At 52.2% G+C, this 20,587-nt stretch carries 20 protein-coding genes; 9 read left to right on the top strand and 11 right to left on the bottom strand.

The genetic code is table 11. The features are described from left to right. A partial coding sequence (locus CDA54_RS12750; RefSeq protein WP_180237213.1) for an alpha/beta hydrolase family protein occupies positions 1-194 on the top strand: 194 nt, incomplete at its 5' end. A 126-nt stretch (positions 195-320) separates the two neighbouring features. Beyond that, on the top strand, positions 321-623 hold the full coding sequence (locus tag CDA54_RS12745) for a DUF2845 domain-containing protein (RefSeq protein WP_180237212.1): 303 nt from the start codon (positions 321-323) through the stop codon (positions 621-623). Positions 624-670: 47 nt separating this feature from the next. Here the strand turns inward: CDA54_RS12745 and CDA54_RS12740 are convergent, their stop codons facing one another. Together CDA54_RS12740 and CDA54_RS19875 are read right to left on the bottom strand one after the other, a co-directional pair. Further along, on the bottom strand, positions 671-937 hold the full coding sequence (locus CDA54_RS12740) for a DUF2442 domain-containing protein (protein ID WP_099035396.1): 267 nt from the start codon (positions 935-937) through the stop codon (positions 671-673). A gap of 100 nt (positions 938-1,037) precedes the next feature. After that, positions 1,038-1,196: a DUF4160 domain-containing protein gene (locus CDA54_RS19875; protein ID WP_229748157.1), complete on the bottom strand. Its 159-nt coding sequence runs from the start codon at positions 1,194-1,196 to the stop codon at positions 1,038-1,040. Positions 1,197-1,459: 263 nt separating this feature from the next. Here CDA54_RS19875 and CDA54_RS12730 point away from each other — a divergent pair, with 263 nt between their 5' ends. The 5 genes from CDA54_RS12730 (at position 1,460) to CDA54_RS12710 (ending at position 4,566) form a co-directional block, all read left to right on the top strand. Continuing rightward, on the top strand, positions 1,460-1,897 hold the full coding sequence (locus CDA54_RS12730) for a sll1863 family stress response protein (protein ID WP_099035395.1): 438 nt from the start codon (positions 1,460-1,462) through the stop codon (positions 1,895-1,897). 219 nt (positions 1,898-2,116) lie between these two features. Beyond that, the gene (locus CDA54_RS12725) at positions 2,117-2,593 is read left to right on the top strand and encodes a YehS family protein (protein ID WP_099035409.1); all 477 of its coding nucleotides are present in this window, start codon (positions 2,117-2,119) and stop codon (positions 2,591-2,593) included. 304 nt (positions 2,594-2,897) lie between these two features. Then, positions 2,898-3,824, top strand: coding sequence for an Abi family protein (locus CDA54_RS12720; RefSeq protein ID WP_099035394.1), 927 nt, complete (start codon positions 2,898-2,900; stop codon positions 3,822-3,824). A 305-nt stretch (positions 3,825-4,129) separates the two neighbouring features. Further along, positions 4,130-4,258, top strand: a complete 129-nt coding sequence (locus CDA54_RS12715) for a hypothetical protein (protein WP_373286095.1) — start codon at positions 4,130-4,132, stop codon at positions 4,256-4,258. Between the two features lie 5 nt (positions 4,259-4,263). Beyond that, positions 4,264-4,566: an XRE family transcriptional regulator gene (locus CDA54_RS12710; RefSeq protein WP_099035393.1), complete on the top strand. Its 303-nt coding sequence runs from the start codon at positions 4,264-4,266 to the stop codon at positions 4,564-4,566. A gap of 75 nt (positions 4,567-4,641) precedes the next feature. On the opposite strand, the gene CDA54_RS12705 is transcribed toward CDA54_RS12710, so the two are convergent. The 7 genes from CDA54_RS12705 to CDA54_RS12675 form a co-directional block, all read right to left on the bottom strand. Continuing rightward, positions 4,642-5,991 (bottom strand): serine hydrolase domain-containing protein, encoded by a 1,350-nt coding sequence (locus tag CDA54_RS12705; RefSeq protein WP_180237211.1) that lies wholly within the window; start codon positions 5,989-5,991, stop codon positions 4,642-4,644. Between the two features lie 198 nt (positions 5,992-6,189). Next, the gene (locus CDA54_RS12700) at positions 6,190-8,103 is read right to left on the bottom strand and encodes an RICIN domain-containing protein (protein WP_099035408.1); all 1,914 of its coding nucleotides are present in this window, start codon (positions 8,101-8,103) and stop codon (positions 6,190-6,192) included. Between the two features lie 40 nt (positions 8,104-8,143). Continuing rightward, the gene (locus CDA54_RS12695) at positions 8,144-9,400 is read right to left on the bottom strand and encodes an aldose epimerase family protein (protein WP_229748156.1); all 1,257 of its coding nucleotides are present in this window, start codon (positions 9,398-9,400) and stop codon (positions 8,144-8,146) included. A gap of 138 nt (positions 9,401-9,538) precedes the next feature. Further along, positions 9,539-10,123 (bottom strand): HAD family hydrolase, encoded by a 585-nt coding sequence (locus CDA54_RS12690; protein WP_099035406.1) that lies wholly within the window; start codon positions 10,121-10,123, stop codon positions 9,539-9,541. 33 nt (positions 10,124-10,156) lie between these two features. Continuing rightward, positions 10,157-11,659 carry an L-arabinose isomerase gene (araA, locus tag CDA54_RS12685; RefSeq protein WP_062482800.1) on the bottom strand — a complete coding sequence of 501 codons (1,503 nt, stop codon included), beginning with the start codon at positions 11,657-11,659 and terminating at the stop codon, positions 10,157-10,159. A gap of 29 nt (positions 11,660-11,688) precedes the next feature. Further along, a complete protein-coding gene (locus CDA54_RS12680) occupies positions 11,689-12,384 on the bottom strand; it encodes an L-ribulose-5-phosphate 4-epimerase (protein ID WP_099035391.1) in 696 nt (231 codons plus the stop codon). Continuing rightward, positions 12,384-14,042: a ribulokinase gene (locus CDA54_RS12675; RefSeq protein WP_099035390.1), complete on the bottom strand. Its 1,659-nt coding sequence runs from the start codon at positions 14,040-14,042 to the stop codon at positions 12,384-12,386. The genes CDA54_RS12680 and CDA54_RS12675 overlap by 1 nt, the downstream gene beginning before the upstream one ends. Positions 14,043-14,227: 185 nt before the next feature. On the opposite strand from CDA54_RS12675, the gene tal reads away from it, so the two are divergent. Then, entirely contained in the window at positions 14,228-15,175 is a 948-nt protein-coding gene (gene tal, locus CDA54_RS12670) for a transaldolase (RefSeq protein WP_099035389.1), read from the top strand. A 98-nt stretch (positions 15,176-15,273) separates the two neighbouring features. On the opposite strand, the gene tkt is transcribed toward tal, so the two are convergent. Further along, entirely contained in the window at positions 15,274-17,271 is a 1,998-nt protein-coding gene (gene tkt / locus CDA54_RS12665) for a transketolase (protein WP_099035388.1), read from the bottom strand. 213 nt (positions 17,272-17,484) lie between these two features. Here tkt and CDA54_RS12660 point away from each other — a divergent pair, with 213 nt between their 5' ends. Beyond that, positions 17,485-18,378 (top strand): hypothetical protein, encoded by an 894-nt coding sequence (locus CDA54_RS12660; protein WP_099035387.1) that lies wholly within the window; start codon positions 17,485-17,487, stop codon positions 18,376-18,378. Here CDA54_RS12660 and CDA54_RS12655 read toward each other — a convergent pair. Continuing rightward, positions 18,358-20,583: a GH92 family glycosyl hydrolase gene (locus tag CDA54_RS12655; protein WP_373286098.1), complete on the bottom strand. Its 2,226-nt coding sequence runs from the start codon at positions 20,581-20,583 to the stop codon at positions 18,358-18,360. The genes CDA54_RS12660 and CDA54_RS12655 overlap by 21 nt on opposite strands. Positions 20,584-20,587 lie beyond the last annotated feature (4 nt).

The following is a 20,587-nucleotide window of genomic DNA, read 5'->3' as shown; positions in this document are numbered from 1 at the left end:
TGATACTATTGATGCATAGTCGGGACGATGAAAAAGTCGATGTCATGCATTCACTACAACTTGCCAAAGAGCTAACCAGGCAAAACAGGACTTTTAGAATGAAGATTTTTGAAGACGGTGGCCATTCTTTAAGTGGACATCGAGATGAAGCAAGAGCGGAGTTAATTGAGTGGTTTTCACGCTACATTAAATAAATTCAGGATCAAAGGGAACCCGGTAGCCAACAGAATCTACCAGAAGACCGACTTTGCCGGTACGTTGATTGTGAAGCTTTCCGGCCTGTTAATCGGTAACGGGACAAATACAGACAGGAGATAACGGTGATACATAAAGCAATACCGGCGTTAGTTGCAATACTCTGCATCTGCTTTTATTCCGCCACAGCGTCAGCTAAAGGATTTACCTGCAACAATAAGGTGGTGAGAGAGGGCGATACCACTTTTGAGGTGAAGAAAAACTGCGGTGATCCCGACTCTGAAGAAAATATCGGCTATGTGAAAATCGATGACGCCTATGTCACTGTGGTCCGGTATTTCTATGACTTAGGTGATGGCCGGTTGCTGCGCATGCTGGAGTTCCGCAACGGCGTTCTCTACAGTATCGAGAGTGGCCCACGTAGTTAAATTGGACGGAAATCGGGCTGTGGCCACCATGGAGCTAGGGGTGAAAATCAACCGTGCGCTTTTTGCATCGGCTGGATCTGATCGTTGTGCAGTTCTTTTAAGAATTCTGGTGCCAGATCTGCACTATTAGGCCAGACCACTGTCTCCAATTCAGGATCGACTGAAACCCTGGAAAATACAGCCTTGTCCTTCAATGGCTCGAAAACCGGGCCAACCAACTTGTCCTCCAGATCCACTTCGCCAGTCATTCCATCGTCAAATGCAACCCAAAGCCGAAAATCACCAATGTATTTCGCGGATTTGATATGTAACATTGTTTTTACTCCAGTGGGGCAATGTAGTCGAGAGGTTGACCTGAGCGGGCCTTCTTCCAATTGATATCCAGCTCCTCTTTATGCAGGGCAATCCACTCTTTCACAAAGCTAACTGCTCGGGTAGCTCCCCTTCAAGTATATTACCTTCGAAGTCAAAAAGCGCTTCGTAACCAGAGTACTTGGCATGAAAGTGTGGCGGGTTGTGATCATTGAAGTACATTGCGATCAGTATCCCGTAGAAGCGGCTTATGACAGGCACTATCTCATCCCATTCAGGTTGGCTCTCAGTAAGATCCTACTCCAACGAAGCAAACAGTCAATCTTGTCGCTGCACAGTAATCTAATGCGAATACCCCTGAAATCACATTAAGACGTGAGTTGGCCTTTAAAAGGCCCTCTGCAGATTAACAGGCTAAGGCTTCAAATTGCGTACAGCTTGTTTTCACGCACTATTCCCCCATATATAACCCAACGGCTGACTTATGACAGAGGCAGTCAGGGAAACGAATAAAAGGAGAGAATATGAATAAATCCATCAGTATGCTGGCCGCTTTAGTGCTGGCTACTACAGCTCAGGTCTGGGCCGGAGAAGAGAACGATTCCGGCGTGGCCAAAATCCAGCAAGAGTCCCGCCAGCTAATTGAGCAGATTAAAGACTATTCCGCCGAGCAAAAAGACAAGGCCATAGAAGAGACCGCTGATACACTGGCCAAACTGGACAAGCACATCGATAAACTTGAGCGCCGGCTGCAGAAGCAGTGGAGTGAACTGGATGACGCTACCCGTAAAGAACGCAGTGAGGTACTTGATAAGCTGCGTGAACAACGGCTCAGACTGGCTGAATGGTACGGCAGTATGAAAACCAGCTCAGACCCGGCCTGGGAAGAGATGAAAGAAGGCTTTTCCGATGCCTATCAGCATCTGACCGAGGCCTGGGAAAAAGCCACAGAAAAATTTTAGCACCGGTGTTATCTGCCCCGCGACCGGAAGCGCCTGCGGGGGTTGCCCATCAGCGGCAACCATAAACTGTATTGCCCCATACTCGGTAAATAGTGCCAAATCCTGTACTGTGCAAGGCCTGACGCCGCAATGATATAAGTGGTGCAAGGCTGGCTTTATTTCCGCTATCCCCCGCCGCTGGTATACTGTCTGCCTCGCTTATTCAACCAAGACCTGCCCATGCTTCAGAACGATATATTACGCCGCCTGCGCTTTGCCTTAAGTCTCGATAACCAGGCCACCATCACTGTGTTTAAACTGGTGGATTATGAGCTCGAAGATAACTACCTGATGAGCATGATGCGCCGCGAAGAGGAGCCGGGCTTTACGCCCTGCCGCGATAAAATACTGGGACTTTTTCTGGATGGGTTGATTATCAAAAACCGGGGCCGGCAGGAAGGTGTCACCCCCCGCCCGCTTAAGGCAGGTGAAATCTTGAGCAATAACGATATATTGCGAAAAATCAAAATTGCCATGAATTATCAGCAGGAGGATATGCTGAACATCCTTCGCGCGGCAGACTTCCTCATTGGGAAAAGTGAACTGACGGCACTGTTCCGCAAACCCGACCATCGCAGTTACCGGCCCTGTGGTGACCAGTTACTGCGTAACTTTTTGCAGGGGATGGTGAAGCTGAACCGGCCTGATGCAAAGTAGCTATGCTTGTTTGCTACATAGCAATCCAAAGTGTGACTGCCATGGAGCAACAATGCCGGTTTGTTTAACCAGTACAGCATGAGTGGATATACATGTTGGAATCCACGTCTCTGAACCTCTTGATTGCTAATGCTATGGGAGTGGGCTAAATGGCAAAAGAACAGACGCTAATTGACGATGCCGTCAAGATGGACCATAATAGACCTAACATAACCGCCACGCTTAGTACCCTTAGGGTGTCGCGCAACCTTGGCGGTTTTTCTTTGCCTGCAACGAATCCAACTCAGGGTAATGAGGCAAGCAAATGGCGCTAGTTCAGTATACCAAACCTCCTCTCTCCTTCGCCGACCAAGTCATTAACCTTGAGAAAAAAGGCCTGAACTTCAATGACAAACCGCGAGCAGAAATTAGATTAGCAAGCATCAGCTACTATCGTCTGAGTGGCTATTGGTATCCATTCCGTGTTCGAGATGAGCGGAACAATGTTACAAATCAGTTTGAGCCGGGAACCAACTTCGATGAAGTCATATTTCTGTACGAATGGGATCGACAGCTTCGTTCTCTCGTACTCGACGCCATAGAAAGAGTAGAGATTGCGGTCAGAACTCAATTTACATATCACATTGGGCATAAATATGGGGCATTCGGTCATACAGATGCTCAGAACTTTCATCCAAAATTCAATCACCAAAACTGGCTAAGCAAATTGGAGGATGAAGCACGCCGCTCTAGCGATGATTTTATCCGCCATTATCAGTCCAAGTATACAGGCTTCCCCACAGTTCCGATCTGGATGCTAACAGAAGTTATGTCACTAGGAGCTCTGTCATTTGGGTACAAAGGATTGATAAATGACCGTAGTAAAGGAGTTGAAGATAAGAAAGCGGTAGCTCAACATTTTAATATTCATCACAAAAAGCTTAGCGACTGGTTACACACCTTAACTTATGTGAGAAACATTTGTGCTCACCATAGCCGCTTGTGGAATCGTTCTTTAGCAATCAGGCCTGACAAAACAGGAGATACACGATGGCTCGCTCCAATCACTCCCAGAAATGACAGAATTTTTTATGTTTTGCTTATGTTAAGACATCTACTCAGAGCTGTCGGCAATGGAGATGACTGGGTTCAACATGTAAATCAACTGTTAGAACAATTGGCTCATAGCGGTAAGTGGCGTTCTGCAATGGGTTTACCTGAGAATTGGAGAGGACACCCATTATGGAAATAAAAAGGGTCACCCATTAATCAGCCGCCTTTTTCTCAGGCGACCTGAATTGGTTAAAGAGGGGCAGATCAAAATTAAACGTCTGCTATTAGCACCATACGGTCGGAAGGAGAACTTTGACCGGCTGGATCTAAAGGGGTTGATATATTTTATCCCATCAATCCAGCGGATTTACTGAACAATAATTGCTGTTAAGAAATACCCCCTGCTACTTGTTACCACAAAGCGAAGAGTTGCTCTTCAATAACCACCTTGATTATAGGTTATTACCTATATAGAATTTAACCTATATCACAAAAGGAGGGATCATGTGGGTTGTCGAGACGACCGACACTTTTGATGAGTGGTTCGATGCTCTGGACGATACCGATCGTGCAAACGTTCTGGCTTCAGACCGCGAATATACAGTGCATCTGGGAAAACTGAAAAAGAGGTAAATACCATGGCAAGAACACTTGATCAAATACTTGCCAGCGAAAAGCCAGAGGTTGTTGCCAAAGCGAAGAAGGCGGCGGCCGAGATATTGCTCAACATTAACCTGGCAGAGCTTCGTGATCACATGAATCTGACCCAGGGTGAGATTGCGTCAGCCCTTGGTGTCAAGCAGCCGACAGTTTCCGATATGGAAAAACCAGGGCGCGATATGAGACTATCGTCTCTTAAGCGCTATGTGGAGGCTTCAGGTGGAAAACTTCGAATTGATGTGGAACTTCCTGATGGTACGCATTACGGGTTTCCTGTTTGATCAACAGCAGATTGGCTTCCGCAGAAGCCTGAGAAAGGCTCTTCAAAGAAGGGCGTGCCGGAATAAACCGAAGCCCTACTCCGCGCTGTCGATCATTTTATAAACCTGTTTAAGAAAAGGCGTGTACAGATCTTCACGGTCGTACATATTGAGGTAGAACAGGGTGACCATCTGATGCTGTGGGTCAATCATGAATTCTGTGCCCATCATTCCGCCCCAGGCGTAGGCCAAATTGGATACTGCCTCAACCGGCTTGCTGTTGTCGTTAAACAGCCGGAATCCAAGGCCGAATTCAAACCCTTCACCACCTGAGTTGGGTGTTGGCAGGCGGTTGATTTGCGTCATCCTTTCTACGGTTTCGGCTTTAAGAATGCGCTGGCCGTTATATTCGCCGCGGTTCAGCAGCATCAGGCAGAATTTGGCATAGTCAGTGATCGGGCCGTTCAGGCCGATGGCCCCTTCGGCGTAGGTCTGCTGCTCGCTAACCGCGCCCTGGCTGTAATAATCCGGGCGCGGCTCTAAGGTTCCGTCCACCAGGCTATGGGCTTTGATAAAGCGCGCTTGCTTATCGGCGCTGAAATACCAATCGGTATCTTTCATGCCCAGTGGCTCAAGCACGCTTTGTTTCACATACTGGCGCAGTGGCATGCCAGAAATACGCTCAATCAGGTAACCGAGCATATTGGTGCTGATATGGTAATCCCAATCAGAACCCGGCTCGAATCCCAGCGGATATTCTGCCAGTGCCTGCATTTCATCGCGCAGATAGGCGGCATGCATATCACCGCCGCCGGTGTGCTGTCCATGGGGAATAAAGTCAGGTTCAGGCGCTCCGAAAAAGCCAATTGGTCTGGCGTCGCCCTGAAACCGCTGACTTCGCATCTCGCCTGCCAGCCTGGCACCGAGCCCTGAGGTATGGCTCATCAGATGCGCAAAGGTCATGGGGTTACTCACCTTTTCGGTCAGATAAGTGCCATCCTTATCCTTACCTGTTACCAGGGTGTCGGGAATACCGGGGAAGTAGTCGGCAACAGGATCATCAATGGCCACCAGCCCTTGTTCAACCAGAGTCATAAAGGCCACCGTTACCACCGCTTTGGTCTGCGAGAACAACACGTAATAGTCATCCAGAGACGCCGGTATATTATTGTCCGGATCTTTCCAGCCATGGGCGTTGGCATAGACCACCTTGCCGTCTTTAATCACCATCGCCGCCAGGCCGGGGGCTTTTTTCTGATCGATATAGGATTGCAGTAAGGCGTCCATTTGTGGGTCGGGTACCACGCTCAGCTCTGACAGATTGTCCTGAACGTGCTGGCTTTTTGCATCGGTCGTGCCGCCATCCTCCACGCGCTGTTGCGGCTGGCTACAGGCCATCAGGGCAACCAACCCCAGGGGTAATAAACCCCGAATTTTGTTTATCATAATCAAACTCCTTTTATCCGTAGCCATTTGCGACGCTCTGAATAGCCATTCCTAACTATGTATCTTGCACGGCAGGTGGTGTTGTTAAGATTGAAAACCCTCCACAGCATGGACGCTGTGGCGGAGCTTCCAGGGAAGGATTAACCGCGTGTTATCAATCTTTACAACATCACCTTACCTGCAATCAGGAACACTTATTTAATTGGGCCGTCTCAGATGAAATATCTGGCATTGATTACCCAGTTTGGGGCCCTGGGCAAAGTTAGTGCCTTCGGCCAGGCCGCAATTGGCCAGATCCATCACCTGGTTGCTGTAACGGTTCTCCAGCAGCATGCCGCCGCCGTCGGCTGCTGTAAGGCGCCACTGGGCAGTTTTGGCATCGCAGTCTGACAGTTGCAGGTTAGCGCCGGGTACGATGGCATCGTTTTCGCTGGCGATACAGAGGTTATCTGCATGTTTGGGTTTGACCTGAAAATAACCGGTATCGGTATGACTGAATAGCCAGCGCTGATTATCCTGATACTGCCAGGCAGCCTGCTGAATATTGGCGCCAATACTGTCACCTTCCGCCGCCGGGGTCTTACCGGACTGGCGGCTTAGCAGCACCACTTCACCCATGGGTTGTAAACGCCAGTCCTGGCAGGCGCTGTCAGCATTCTGCTGCAGAATGGCCTGATTGGCATTGGCAGAACAACCGGCTACCGCCAGCGGTTTGCCGCTGGCGCGATTAAGAAAGCGGGTATGACCGTCTTCGCCGGTTTCCAGCGCCCACTCCTGGCAGGCGTTATTGCGCCAGGCGGCCTGACGGATGCGGGCATTATCCGCATCGCTGCACTGGGCCACCTCAAGAAATTTGCTGTCATGCACATTGGCCAGGCGGTAGTAGCCCTCAGTGGTAGGATCCAGCACCCACTGGCCGTTATTGGCATTGCACTGCGCCTGCACCGCCTTGTGATCTTCAGGGTTGGCGGCAATGGCCAGGCACAGGTCGCTGGTGCCGTTTACCAGCTGAAAATGCTGCCCCTGTACGCGGGTGATCAGCGGGCCATCTTCACCTGAAGGCGGCTCAACCGCCACTCCGGGGGTAACCGGCTTGCCGAATTCCGGCGTGCCATCATCGTTCCAGCTGAATTTCTGTGCCCGCAATGAACGGGTCGCACTACAGCCATGCTCTACCGAGTCATTGCCATGGTAAACCAGCCAGTCTTCACTACCATCGGGGGAACCGAAAAAGCCGTTATGGCCTGGGCCGAATACGGTTTCGGTACGCTCAAACACCGGTTCGGGGTATTTTTTCCAGTGTTCGCGGTTAAGGGGGTCATCCCCTACCAGCTCCATTAAGCCGAGCTTATAGTCCGGGGTATTGCAGTAGCTGGCCGAGTAGGTCATAAAAGTGCGGCCATTACGCTGCAAAATCTCAGCCCCTTCGGTGACCTTACGGCCGCTGATTTCCCAGTCCAGTTCGGGGCGGGTGAGTATGGTATGGGGCGTGCCCGGCTTAAGGCTCCAGGGCGTATCCATTTCGGCGATAATATTCAGTTGCTCATCGCCCTGCCACTGGGAATAAATCAGGTATAAACGATCGTTAAGCTCCAGATAATTGCCATCAATGTTCCATACATCCGGCATCGGCGCACCCTTGTATTCATAGGGCCCCATGGGGTCGTCGCCGGCACTTTCCAGTACATTCAGATGCTGATAATCCAGCGTGCCGTCCTGACCTGATGTGTACATCATATACCAGCGGTAACCGTTGGGGCCTTTGAGGCGATGAAATTCAAACGCCCAGAAATTACAGCAACGTTCAGGGTCGGTATCTGACCATACATTGACCGGTGTGGCATCGGCCAGCCCCGCCAGGGTCGGAGACTTACGCATCACCAGTTCCGAGGTCCAGGTGGTGGTGGTCAGGTAATAATTACCGTCCCAGTATTCCAGCCAGGGATCGGCCCCGTTAGGAAACAGCGGATTGGTGAAGGTGCCTTTTTTCTGGCTCTGGTCTGGCTGTTCCGCCTGACTCTGCTCTGTTACTGACTGACTGGCACAGCCGCCGAGATTCAGTATCAGTAACAGACCGGCGGCCAGGGAAGACGTGGATTTAAGGGCGTTCATAATCAGTTCTCTTTTGCATGGATTGCAGGCGATTTTCATTTCAGCTGTCACCGCGAGTCAGGAAGCGATAGATAATCCGGGTACGGTATGTTTCACCGGGGTTGAGCCGGGTTGAAGGAAACATGGCCTGATTCGGCGAATCCGGGAAATGCTGTGGCTCAAGGCAAAAGCCGCTGCGGTGCTGATAGGTTGTGCCTTTGCCGGTCAGGCTGCCATCCAGGAAATTACCGGAATAGAACTGCACGCCTGGCTCTTCGCTGGCCACCTCAAGCACCCGGCCACTGACGGGCTCTTCGACTCTGGCCGCGAGGCGCAGTTTGCCGTCGCCTTCGCGGTCCAGTACATAGTTGTGATCGTAGCCCTGGCCCCTTTGCAATTGCTCATGGTCTTCGTTAATGCGCTCGCCCATTGGCGTCGGCTCGCGAAAATCAAAAGGGGTATTGCTGATGTCTGCTATCTCTCCGGTGGGTATCAACCCTTCGTCGACAGGTGTATAGGCGTCAGCAGGGATCATTAACTCATGGCCGAGAATATCGCCGCTGCCAGCCAGGTTAAAGTAACTGTGCTGGGTCATATTCACGATGGTGGGCTTGTCGGTTGTCGCTTCAAAGCGCATATCCAGCTCATCATTGTTGCTGAGCTCATACACCACTTTAACCTCGAGCCGCCCGGGGTAGCCCTGATCGCCGTCTTCGCTGACCAGAGCCAGTTCAACACCGGCGCTGCTGTCGGTTTTAAAGGGGGTCATCTGCCAGTTGCGCTTGTCAAAGCCCTGTACGCCGCCGTGCAGATGGTTTTCGCCGTCATTGGTATCCAGTTGATAAACCCTACCCTCAAGCTCAAAACGCCCTTTATTGATTCGGTTGCCGTAACGGCCAATCAGGGCACCGAAATAGGGATTGGACTGCACATACTCCTCTAAACTGTCGAGACCGAGCACGATATCGCCCATTTGCCCTTGTGCATCGGGAGTGAGCAGACGGGTAATGATGCCGCCGTAGCTGATTACGTCCATTTCGATACCATTGCTGTTACGCAATGTCACCTGGGTGACCTTTTCACCGGATGATAAGGTGCCATAATCCTGACTGGAAAAAGAAGGCTGGGACGACATAGAGGTTTCCTTTTCTGCTTGTGGCTGAGACGCCGACTGGGATTGAGGGCCTTCACTACAGGCACTGAGGCCGAAGAGTAGCGTAACGCAGGCCGCCAGAGTAGCAAACTGCCGGCTGAAACTGCCACCGGAACGATTAAAGCCACGGCGTGCACCGGAGCAGGTTGATAGATATAGGAGCATGACTTTACCTGTTGGCAACAAATTTTATACTTTTATATTACAAATAAGGATGGGTATGCAAGTTTTGTCGCAGATAATTTTAGCGGATCGCTCAGCGGCAGCTTTGACAAAGAATCTGCTATAGTTTTGAGCACCGTATCAGAGCAGAATTCTGCCGTTTTCCACCATGATACAGTCCATGCCTGCCGCCTCTGCGGCCTGACGACCAATTTCGGTATCTTCAAATACCACACAGTGCTGTGCGGGCACGCCGAGGTTATCGGCTACCTGTAAGAAGGTCTCGGGATGAGGCTTACCCTGACGGACATCTGAAGCGGTGACCAGGGTCTGGATCTTGTCCATCAGGCCGGTATCCCGCAGCATCTTTTCCGCGTGGGGCCGCTCGGCACCGGTACCCACACCAACGGGAATACGGGTACGGTAGTGTTCGAGTACGGCGATAGTGGCATCAATAGTCACCGGGGCACTGTCCATCTGCTCCCAGAACCGCCGCTTGGCTTGTGCCACCTGCAAGGGATCATGACTAAGGCCATGCTTTTGATTCAGCAGTACCACCGTCGCCTGAGTGGGTACTCCGCCAAGGCCGTTCATATACTCAGCGTCAAAAGGGTAACCAAAGTGTTTGCAGGTCTGCTCCCAGGCGAGCATATGCTCGCTCATGGAGTCGATCAGCGTGCCGTCCATATCAAACACAATGCCCTGATATTGGCTTAGATCCAGCATAGTCATACCCCGTTGCGTCACTGAAACGGGGCCTTACAGCCCCTGATTCAGATGATAATACGCGGCATTCTGGCGCAATTCACTCTTCAGGGCGCGGATATTGGTATCGGCATCGATAATGATGGTTTCCACCCCGGCCATCTCGGCAAAGTCTTCCAGCATTTCGGTGCTTACCTGCTGGCTGTATACCGTATGGTGAGCGCCACCGGCATGGATCCATGCGGCCGCAGCCACAGACAGATTAGGCCGTGGCTCCCACAACGCTGAAGCGACCGGCAGGTGCGGCAAATCCGCAGGCGGCGCCACAGTGTCCACTTCATTGATCAAAAAGCGGAATCTGTTGCCCAGATCTATAGGTGACAGATTCACCGCCGGGCCGGGCTGTGCGGTAAACAGCAGGCGGGCCACATCACATCTGACGCCGATGCTGTGATGATGCACTTCCAGACGGGGTTTTTGCGCAGCAATCGAAGGGCAAACCTCCAGCATATGGGCACCCAGTACCTGATCACGGGCACCGAGGTTATAGGTGTAATCTTCCATAAAGGAGGTACCGCCCTGACGGCCCTGCCCCATCACCTTCATTACCCTGACCATGGCCGAGGTTTTCCAGTCACCTTCGGCGCCATAACCGTAACCACGGGCCATCATTCGCTGAGTTGCCAGGCCCGGCAGACCGGTGAGACCAGCCAGATTTTCAAAACAATTGGTGTAGGCGTTAAAGCCGCCGTCATCAAGGAATTTACTCATGCCCAGTTCCAGCCGGGCTTCATTTTTCAGCATGGCCAGCTGATGGCTGTCTTCAAGCAATGCCGGGGCAATGTCATAGTCCTGACGGTACTGTTCTAGCTGGCTGTTGATTTCGGCATCACTGACCTGCTCCACCACATCAACCAGCTCGGCGAGACTGTAACCATGCACTTCATAGCCAAACTGGATCTGTGCCGCGACTTTGTCGCCTTCGGTTACCGCGACCTGGCGCATATTGTCACCAAAACGGGCCACTTTTAGAGAACGGCTCTCATGCCAGCCCAATGCCGCCCGGCACCAGTCATCAATCTGGGCCTGAACCTCTTCTTTTTGCCAGTGACCTACCACCACTTTACGCTCTTTGCGCATACGGGTGCCGATAAAACCAAACTCACGGTCTCCATGGGCGCTCTGGTGGGTATTCATGTAGTTCATGTTGATTTCAGACCAGGGCAACTCGGCATTGAACTGGGTATGCAGATGCAAAAACGGCTTGCGCAGCTCATTTAAACCGGCGATCCACATCTTGGCCGGCGAAAAGGTATGCATCCACATGACCAGGCCGACACACTCGGCGCTGGCGTTTGCCTGCTGGCAAAGGGCATGGATTTCCTGCGGTGTTTTTACCACCGGCTTAAACACCATGTTCACCGGCAGTTTGCCTGTTTCGTTCAGACCCTTAACGATGGTCTGACTGTCGCCGGCGACAGTTTCGAGCACCTTGGGACCGTACAGATGCTGAGATCCTGTGACCAACCAGACTTCTTTTTGCTTAACCTGTTGCATAATCTTCCTCTTCTAAACTTGGTTGCGGCTCAGCTACTCTGCCCGTAATAGGCATTCTTGCCGTGCTTTCTTAAATAATGTTTGTCCAGTATCGCCTGACTCAGCAGGCTGCCACTGGGTGCCAATGTGCGGGTGAGATAGGCCATGCGGGCAATCTCTTCGAGCAAAACAGCGTGATATACAGACTTGGCGGCACTCTCACCCCAGGTAAAGGGCGCATGGCCGGCAACAATCACCATCGGCGAGGCCATCGGATCGCGCTGCTGAAAACAGTCGGTGATCTGCACCCCGGTTTCCTGTTCGTAATCTCTTTCTATCTGGGCTTGTGTCATCTCTGCGGTGCAGGGGATCTCACCATGCACAAAATCCGCATGGGTAGTACCCAGACAGGGAATAGACAACCTGGCCTGGGCCCAGGCGGTGGCATAGGTAGAATGGGTATGCGTTACCCCGCCTATGGCCTCAAAGTGACGATACAAATGGGTATGGGTTTTGGTATCCGAAGAAGGCCGCATAGACCCTTCCACTACCTTATCGTCGAGATCCACAATCACCATGTCATCGGCCTGCATCTGCTCGTAAGAAACACCGCTGGGCTTGATCGCAATCACGCCTTTCTGGCGATCAATCTGCGACACATTGCCAAAGGTGTAGATCACCAGCCCCTTGCTCTGCAGCTCCAGGTTGGCTTCATACACTTCGCGTTTTAATTCACGGTAGCTCATTACTCACCTCCGCTGACAAACTGCCCGAGGCGCTGATAACGGGCGTAAAGTTGATCGTAAAGCTGTACATTGGCCGGATTCGGCTGATAGGTTTTATGCACCGGCGAAGCCATTACTGCCTGCGCCTCGGCAACACCCGGATAGGCGCCGCCCACGACTGCCGCAAAAATCGCCGCACCCAGAGCGCAGCTCTGTTCACTTTCGAGTACATCAATAGGGCAGTTCCAGACATCGGCGCAGACCTGCATCACAAAATCAGATTTCTTCGAGATCCCGCCGATCACCACAATGTTTTCTACCGGTACGCCCTGCTCGCGGAAGCGCTCTGTAATGGCCCGGGAGCCAAAGGCCGTAGCCTCAACCAGCGCCCGGAACAGGTGAGCAGCACTGCTGCCCATCTTCAGACCACTGATGGCCATGGCAACGGATTGATCGGCATCGGGGGTGCGCCGGCCATTGACCCAGTCCAGTGCAGTGAGATTGCCCGCACCGGGTTCTAAGTTCTGAGCCTGCTCTGACAGCGCCTGTAAAATTTGCGCTTCTATCTGCCCGACCTGCTGCGCCCAGATATCAGCCACTGTGGCGTGCGGCTGGATGTGTTGCAGTGGCCAACAGAGTAAGTCTTTAAACCAGGCATAGAGGTCGCCAAAGGCCGACTGACCGGCTTCCAGACCCACCATACCGGGCACCACTGAACCGTTCACCTGCCCACAGATACCGGGTACTGATTTGCCCTCGAGCTGCGTCGGCTCCGCCAGCGTAATATCGCAGGTAGAGGTGCCCATCACTTTGGTCAGCGTGCCGGGGCGCACATTGGCTGCTACTGCCCCCATATGACAGTCAAAGGCACCAAAACCCACCGGTGTACCGGCTTTGAGACCAAGCTTAGCGGCCCACTCATCCGTCAGACCGCCGACCTTTTGATCGCTGCAGCGGGTATCGGCATTCAGGCGCTCCACCAGCCCGTCGAGCAGCGGGTCGATACCGGCGAAAAACGCATTCGGCGGGAAGCCCTGCCATTTTTCGTTCCACATCAGTTTATGCCCGGCGGCGCAACGACCCATCTGTAATACAGAAGGATGGGTGGTACCGGTGAGTACGGCGGGCAACCAGTCACAATGTTCTACCCACATATGCGCAGCCTGATGCACCAGGCTGTCCTGCCGTGATACATGCAGGGCCTTGGCCCAGTACCATTCAGAGGAATAAATGCCACCCATATCCTGCAGATAATTAACCGGGGCAGCATTCGCGGCCTGCGTGATTTCTGTGGCTTCGGCCAGCGCCGTATGATCTTTCCACAGCACAAACATGGCGTTGGGGTTGTCGGCGAATTCCGGTTTCAGTGCCAGCGCCTGGCCCTGACTGTCAACCGCCACCGGGGTAGAACCTGTCGTATCGATGCTGATGCCGAGAACCTTGTCGCCACTGCTGGCAGGTAATGATTGCCATAGCTTCTGCAGCGCCTGCTGCAGACCCTCCAGATAATCCAGTGGGTGCTGGCGAAACTGATCACGGGCGGGATCACAATACAGGCCCTGGGACCAGCGTGGATAATTAACCACAGCACTGGCCAGTTCACTGCCATCGTGGGTATCCACCAGTAATGCTCTTACCGAGTCAGAGCCGTAATCCAGCCCCAGTACATATCCAGACATAAAAACCTTCGCAATTTGTTGCTGATATTCGTCAATTTTGTTATTTGTATGATAATATCAACATTCATCAATTGCAAAGGTAATATAAAAATAATATTGAGCCTCAGGGTTCAGTAGTCAGCAACCAGACGGGGCAATAACTTATGTTCCATGCCCTTTCAGCCCTTAACCAAAAAGAGAGCCACATGTCAGATCAACTCAGTCAGCTCAAAGCCTTCACCACTGTGGTGGCCGATACCGGTGACTTCGAAGCCATTCGCCAGTATCAGCCTGAAGATGCCACCACCAATCCATCACTGATACTCAAGGCCGTACAACAGGAAAAATATCGCCCTTTGCTGAGCGAAGCGCTGCAATGGGCCGGAACCCAAAAAGATCACAGCAACAAGACCGAACTGGCCGCCGATAAGCTGGCGGTGATGCTTGGGGCCAGATTGCTGCAACAGGTACCCGGCTACGTGTCTACGGAAGTGAATGCCCATTTGTCATTCGATACCATGGGCACCATCGAAAAGGCCCATCAATTGCTTGACCTGTATCGCCAGCAGGGTGTGGACACCGACCGCATTCTGATTAAAATTGCCGCCACCTGGGAAGGCATACAGGCCGCCAGAGTACTGGAGCAACAAGGAGTGAAGTGCAATCTGACGCTGGTGTTTAGTTTTACTCAGGCCCGCGCCTGTGCCGAAGCGGGAGCCTATCTGATCTCACCGTTTGTGGGCAGAATCCTCGACTGGTACAAGGCCAATCATCCGGATCAGGACTTCAGTGGTATGCAGGACCCCGGTGTTCAGTCGGTTACCCGTATCTACGAGTATTTCAAACAGCACGGCTACAATACTGTGGTGATGGGTGCCAGTTTTCGTAATATCGGTGAAATTCAGTGTCTGGCGGGTTGTGATCGCCTGACCATCAGCCCGGCTTTGCTGGAACAGCTTGCCAATACCCAGGGTGAACTGCCCCGCCGCCTGAACCCAGCAGAGGTGCCCAAAGGCGAACAGCCTGCACAATTAAACGAAGCGGATTTCCGCTGGCAAATGAATGAAGACCCTATGGCCACGGAAAAGCTGGCCGAAGGGATCCGCCAGTTCGCCGCCGATCAGGTCAGACTGGAACAATTACTGCGACAATAAGAAATAAAGTGGGGTCAGAGTAAACTTTTCTAACCTGGAGCAGTTCAAAGTTCGCGGGCTCTGGTTGAAAAGTTTACTCTGACCCCACTTTTTATTGTCTAAGCCTGATCTATCAGCTTTATGGCTCTGGCCACCACGGCTTCCGTGGTAAAGCCGAAATGCCGCAACAGATCTGCGCCGGGTGCCGACTCCCCAAAGGTCCGCATGCCGATAATATCGCCAGTATTGCCAACGTATTTGTACCAGTAGTCACAGTGCGCCGCTTCAATGGCAAGTTTAGGGCAATTAGGTGGTAACACCTGCGCCTTATATTCTTCAGACTGGGCATCGAACCTGTCGGTACAGGGCATGGACACCAGTTGTACTGCAACTCCTTGCTCAGTTAACTGCTCGGCGGCTTGTTTGGCCAGCCCCACTTCAGAACCGGTGGCAATCAATACCAGCTGAGGCCGCTCAGCGGTCGCGCGCAGAATATAGCCGCCTTTTTCGATCTGGGACAATTGTTCTGCACTTCTGGACATAGCTTTTAGGGTCTGGCGGCTGAACACCAATGCTGTCGGCCCTTTCTGGCGTTGCAAGGCACAGGACCAGGCCACCGCCGTTTCCGCAGCGTCGCAGGGGCGCCAGACAGACAGATTCGGGGTCATTCGCAGGTTGGCCAGTTGCTCGATGGGCTGATGCGTCGGGCCATCTTCACCCTGGCCGATGGAATCATGGGTGTACACAAAAATATTGCGGATACCCATCAGCGCTGACATACGCACGGCATTGCGGGCGTATTCCATAAACATCAGGAAGGTGGCGCCGAAGGGAATAAATCCACCGTGCAGGGCGATACCGTTCATGATCGCCGACATACCAAATTCACGCACACCGTAATACAGATAATTGCCATCATCCTGATCCTGTAACCCCTTCGCACCCTGCCAGAGGGTCAGGTTGGAACCGGCCAGATCGGCAGAGCCGCCAAGCAACTCTGGCAACAACCCGGCATAATATTCAATGCTCTGCTGTGATGCTTTACGGCTGGCGATATCGGCCATCTGCTGCTGACTCTGCTGAACAAAAGACCAGGCGTTATCTGCAAAATCAGCAGGCAACTCACCGCCCATACGCCGCTGAAATTCGGCCGCCAATTGCGGATAGGCGCAGGCATATTCACTCAGCAATCCTCTCCATTGCTGCTCAAGTTCCTCACCCTGAGCCTTACTATCCCAGCCCTGATACACATCCTGCGGGATCTCAAAGGGCCCGTAAGGCCAGTTAAGAAATTCCCGGGTCGCTTTGATCTCATCTTCGCCCAGTGGCGCACCATGGCAATCATGACTGCCGGATTTATTTGGCGAACCGAATCCTATAGTGGTCTGGCAGCAAATCAGTGTGGGTTTATCAGTGACTGCCTGCGCCATCTCAATGGCATCGGCGATGGCTTGTGGTTCGTGACCATCTACACTGGCGATCACATGCCAGCCATAAGACTCGAAACGCTGTGCAGTATCATCGGTAAACCAGCCCTGCACTTCACCATCAATGGAAATACCATTGTCATCCCAGAAAGCAATCAATTTACCCAGTTTATGAGTACCGGCTAAGGAGCAAACCTCATGAGAAATTCCCTCCATCAGGCAGCCGTCACCGAGGAAACAATAAGTGAAGTGATCAACCAGCGAGAAGCCGGGGCGATTAAACTGTGCCGCCAGGGTCTTCTCCGCTATGGCCATGCCTACGGCGTTGGCAATACCGGCACCAAGAGGTCCGGTGGTGGTTTCCACACCAGGGGTATAACCATATTCCGGATGCCCGGGCGTGCGGGAATGTAATTGCCTGAACTGTTTGAGGTCATCAATCGATAAGTCATAACCACTCAGGTGCAACAGAGCATAAAGCAGCATGGAGCCATGACCATTAGATAGTACAAAACGATCCCTGTTTACCCAGTCCGGATTAGCCGGGTTGTGTCTGAGGTATCGGCGCCATAGTACGCTGGCAATATCGGCCATTCCCATGGGTGCGCCAGGATGGCCGGATTTGGCCTGCTGCACGGCGTCCATAGCCAGCACCCGAATGGCATTGGCCAGTTGCTTGTCATTGTTCATACTCTCATCTCACTATCTTTATATTATTGTATTATAATTATTGCAGAGAGGTGGATAAGGTGCAACTGCTGACACAGCGCGATAATAACAACCGTATAGGTCAGGAGCTTACCGTATGTTCACAGTTATACGTTTTATCTGGCCTTTAGGTGGTGCCGGCACTATTCTCTGTTTCTGGATGACACACTACACACAGAAGAGCCACAGGAAGGAATGCGTCGACTACTGCTATCACTGACACTGTTTCTCAGTACCTTTGTTTTCGCCGAAACCGGGCAGATGCTGTGGGTAAGCCCCGATGATGAAGGCCGCACCCATAAAAACATTCAGTCCATGGGGATCAAGGAATCCACCTTTGCCCTGTTGGCAGAGGCATTGCCTGAGCTGGAGAATCGGGTTGTATCGGCGAATAATATCCGTGCCCTGCAGATGCTGGAAGATAATCCGGTAGCATGCACCGGCAACAAAATCTTAAGTAGAGACCGCGCTGAACGCTTTTATGCCAGCGCTTTGCCACAGACCGTATTCCCGGGATTGCGTCTCTACACCCGCGAGGAGTCACCGTTAACCCCACAGTTAATAGCATTACAACAAGCCGGCTCGCTGGAACTCCCGCAGGTGTTGGACAAGGTTCAGGATAAGCGATTCGGGGTCGTAGGTGGGCGGCGTTACAGTAAACAAATCGATGCTATTCTACGCGACCCCATATGGCAATCTAAACTCTGGACCCGCACGGCTTCGGATATGGGTGCAGGGATGTTTGATATGTTACTCACTGGCCGCATTGCCGCTCTGCTGGAACACCCCAACAGCGCGTTTCATTATCACCAGCAACTGAACTCAGATATCGGATTACACAGTTTTGCCGTGACACAGGCACCGGGACGGGCGCTGGGTTATATTCTGTGTTCCAAAACCCCCGAGGGAAAAAGGCTCAGCGAAATGCTGAGCCACACTATTGCCAGATTAAGCCAGACCCCTGCATACCTGCGGGCCCACCTGGACTGGCTGCCACAACAGAAGCAGGAGAAGGCGTCTTACCTGCAACTCTATAACGAGGTTTACGGTACCAACTTTCAGGGTACCCTAGTCAGCAAAGCGGAATAGCAACTCACCGCCTTTAAGCAATTGGCGGTGGCTGATACTGTGCCCTTTGAGAAACTGACCGTTAAGATACACTTCACCGACATAATTATCTCCGCGATCATTTTCTTTGCGCACCCGCAGGGTATTGCCGTTATCCAGTTGTATTTGCGCCTGGTCAAACTGCGGGGTGCCCAACACGTAATCCCCCCCTACCGGATTAACCGGATAGAAACCCAATGCGCTGAATACATACCAGGCCGACATCTGACCCACATCATCATTACCGGCCAGGCCGTCGGGCTGAGCCAGATACATGGTTTCGCGAATTTCCTTTATTCTGGCCTCACCTTTCCACTTCTGATCGGTAAAGGCATAAAGATAGGCCACATGGTGCACCGGCTCATTGCCATGGGCATACTGGCCAATAAGGCCGGAGATATCCGGTGACACATCGCCGTCCATTTCTGAACTGGTGGTAAACAGCTCATCCAGTTTGGCAATAAAGTTCTGTTCGCTGCCAAACAGCTCAATCAAGCCTTCCACCTCATGGGGCACAAAGAAGCTATATTGCCAGGCATTGGCCTCGGTGTAATCGGTGTTGCGATGTTCCACATACACAGGGTTAAAAGGGGTTACCCAATCGCCCTGTTTATCTTTGCCACGCATAAAACCGGTACTGGCATCAAACAGGGTGCGATAACTTTGTGAGCGGCGCAGAAAATAGGCATATTCATCATCCTTACCTAATGCTTTGGCCAGCTGTGCAATGGCCCAGTCATCAAAGGCATATTCGAGGGTTTTGGATACCGCTTCCACTTCCAGTTCTGAGGGGATATAGCCGTATTCCCGGTACAGATCGATGCCGAAGCGGTTCTGCATCGCCGAGGTTTTTACTGCAGCAAACAAGCGCTGCGGATCCACAGTAGTCAGCCCCTTAAGATAAGCATCGACGATCACCGGCACGGCGTGATAGCCGATCATCACATCGGTTTCGTTGCCCATCAGCTCCCAGCTTGGCAGCAATCCCACTTCATCGTAAAAACCCAGCATGGAGTGAATCATATCGTCCACCCGGTCAGGGTTACTGATGGTCAGCAGCGGATGCAGCGCCCTGAAGGTATCCCAGAGTGAAAACAACGAATAGCGGCCATAGCCAGGGTCTGTGTGGCTGCTGCCATCGGCACCAAAATATCCGCCATTTACATCGTGAAAAACCTGTGGCGCCACAAAAGAGTGATAAAGCGCCGTATAGAATTTCGTTTTAGCTTCATCGTCCTTGTCATCAACCTGAAATTTGCCAATCTGTTGCTGCCAGGCTTGTTTTGCCTGAGCCCTGGCGCCATCGAAATCCAGCGCAGCCACTTCGGCCTGAAGGTTTTCCCTGGCACCATCAATTCCCACGTAAGACAGCGCCACTTTGGCCTCAACAACAGTTTCACCCTCTGGCGAACCGAAGTTAAGCACCACCTGGCCCTGTTCCGCCTGTAAATGCACCCCTTCAACTGGCTCTCCCTGCTGATAAAGCTGATGGCTGAAAGGCTGATCAAAGCGGGCCACGAAATACAATGGCTGGTATTTAGCCCAGCCCCCGGAGATTCGATAGCCACTGATGGTGTGTTCATCCTCCACCCGGATAAAGGTCATCAGGGCCTTGTCGTAATTTTGTGCATAACCCAGGTCAAACAGCAGCTGAGCTTCCTGCTGCCCGGTAAAACTGTAGCGATGCACTCCGGTACGGGTAGTAGCGGTGAGTTCTGCTTTGACCTGCTCCTGAGGCAGTGTCAGTGCATAATAGCCCGCCTCAGCCACTTCGTCGGCATGACTGTAACTGGTAAATATTCTGCCCTTTTCGTCTTTTTCACGCTGCTGATAATCGCCGCGAAAGGGCATCACCAGAATATCCAGCATATCGCCCACGCCCGTGCCCGAAAGATGAGTATGACTGAAACCCAACAGCGTATCGTCAGAGTAATGATAGCCTGAGGTCCAGTCCCAGCCTTTGGAAGGATTATCCGGGCTCAGCTGTACCATGCCAAAGGGCACCAGTGCACCGGGAAAGGTATGGCCATGACCGCCGGTACCAATCAGTGGATCAACATACTTAAGCACATCAGTCTGTGAATCCTGCATTGTTGCCACAGATTGTTCTGCGTTCGTGCTGGCACAGCCCGACAACAGGCCGAAGGTGATCAGGGGTATCAGCCCCGCGTACAAGGTTTTTGTCAACATC

The organism is Lacimicrobium alkaliphilum, assembly GCF_002591895.1.
Taxonomy (GTDB): Bacteria; Pseudomonadota; Gammaproteobacteria; order Enterobacterales; family Alteromonadaceae; genus Lacimicrobium; species Lacimicrobium alkaliphilum.
Note: the sequence above shows the minus strand (reverse complement) of the source record. Positions and strands in the feature narration are given on the sequence as shown.

Bases quoted from the DNA above. Each gene is read 5' to 3' on its own strand.
- CDA54_RS12710 (WP_099035393.1), top strand. From the start codon at position 4,264: ATGGCAAGAACACTTGATCAAATACTTGCCAGCGAAAAGCCAGAGGTT.
- CDA54_RS12700 (WP_099035408.1), bottom strand. From the start codon at position 8,103: ATGAACGCCCTTAAATCCACGTCTTCCCTGGCCGCCGGTCTGTTACTG.
- CDA54_RS12675 (WP_099035390.1), bottom strand. From the start codon at position 14,042: ATGTCTGGATATGTACTGGGGCTGGATTACGGCTCTGACTCGGTAAGA.
- CDA54_RS12705 (WP_180237211.1), bottom strand. From the start codon at position 5,991: ATGATAAACAAAATTCGGGGTTTATTACCCCTGGGGTTGGTTGCCCTG.
- tal (WP_099035389.1), top strand. From the start codon at position 14,228: ATGTCAGATCAACTCAGTCAGCTCAAAGCCTTCACCACTGTGGTGGCC.
- CDA54_RS12690 (WP_099035406.1), bottom strand. From the start codon at position 10,123: ATGCTGGATCTAAGCCAATATCAGGGCATTGTGTTTGATATGGACGGC.
- araA (WP_062482800.1), bottom strand. From the start codon at position 11,659: ATGCAACAGGTTAAGCAAAAAGAAGTCTGGTTGGTCACAGGATCTCAG.
- CDA54_RS12725 (WP_099035409.1), top strand. From the start codon at position 2,117: ATGCTTCAGAACGATATATTACGCCGCCTGCGCTTTGCCTTAAGTCTC.
- CDA54_RS12660 (WP_099035387.1), top strand. From the start codon at position 17,485: ATGCGTCGACTACTGCTATCACTGACACTGTTTCTCAGTACCTTTGTT.
- CDA54_RS12720 (WP_099035394.1), top strand. From the start codon at position 2,898: ATGGCGCTAGTTCAGTATACCAAACCTCCTCTCTCCTTCGCCGACCAA.
- CDA54_RS12695 (WP_229748156.1), bottom strand. From the start codon at position 9,400: ATGCTCCTATATCTATCAACCTGCTCCGGTGCACGCCGTGGCTTTAAT.
- CDA54_RS12680 (WP_099035391.1), bottom strand. From the start codon at position 12,384: ATGAGCTACCGTGAATTAAAACGCGAAGTGTATGAAGCCAACCTGGAG.
- CDA54_RS12715 (WP_373286095.1), top strand. From the start codon at position 4,130: ATGTGGGTTGTCGAGACGACCGACACTTTTGATGAGTGGTTCGATGCT.
- CDA54_RS12730 (WP_099035395.1), top strand. From the start codon at position 1,460: ATGAATAAATCCATCAGTATGCTGGCCGCTTTAGTGCTGGCTACTACA.
- tkt (WP_099035388.1), bottom strand. From the start codon at position 17,271: ATGAACAATGACAAGCAACTGGCCAATGCCATTCGGGTGCTGGCTATG.
- CDA54_RS12740 (WP_099035396.1), bottom strand. From the start codon at position 937: ATGTTACATATCAAATCCGCGAAATACATTGGTGATTTTCGGCTTTGG.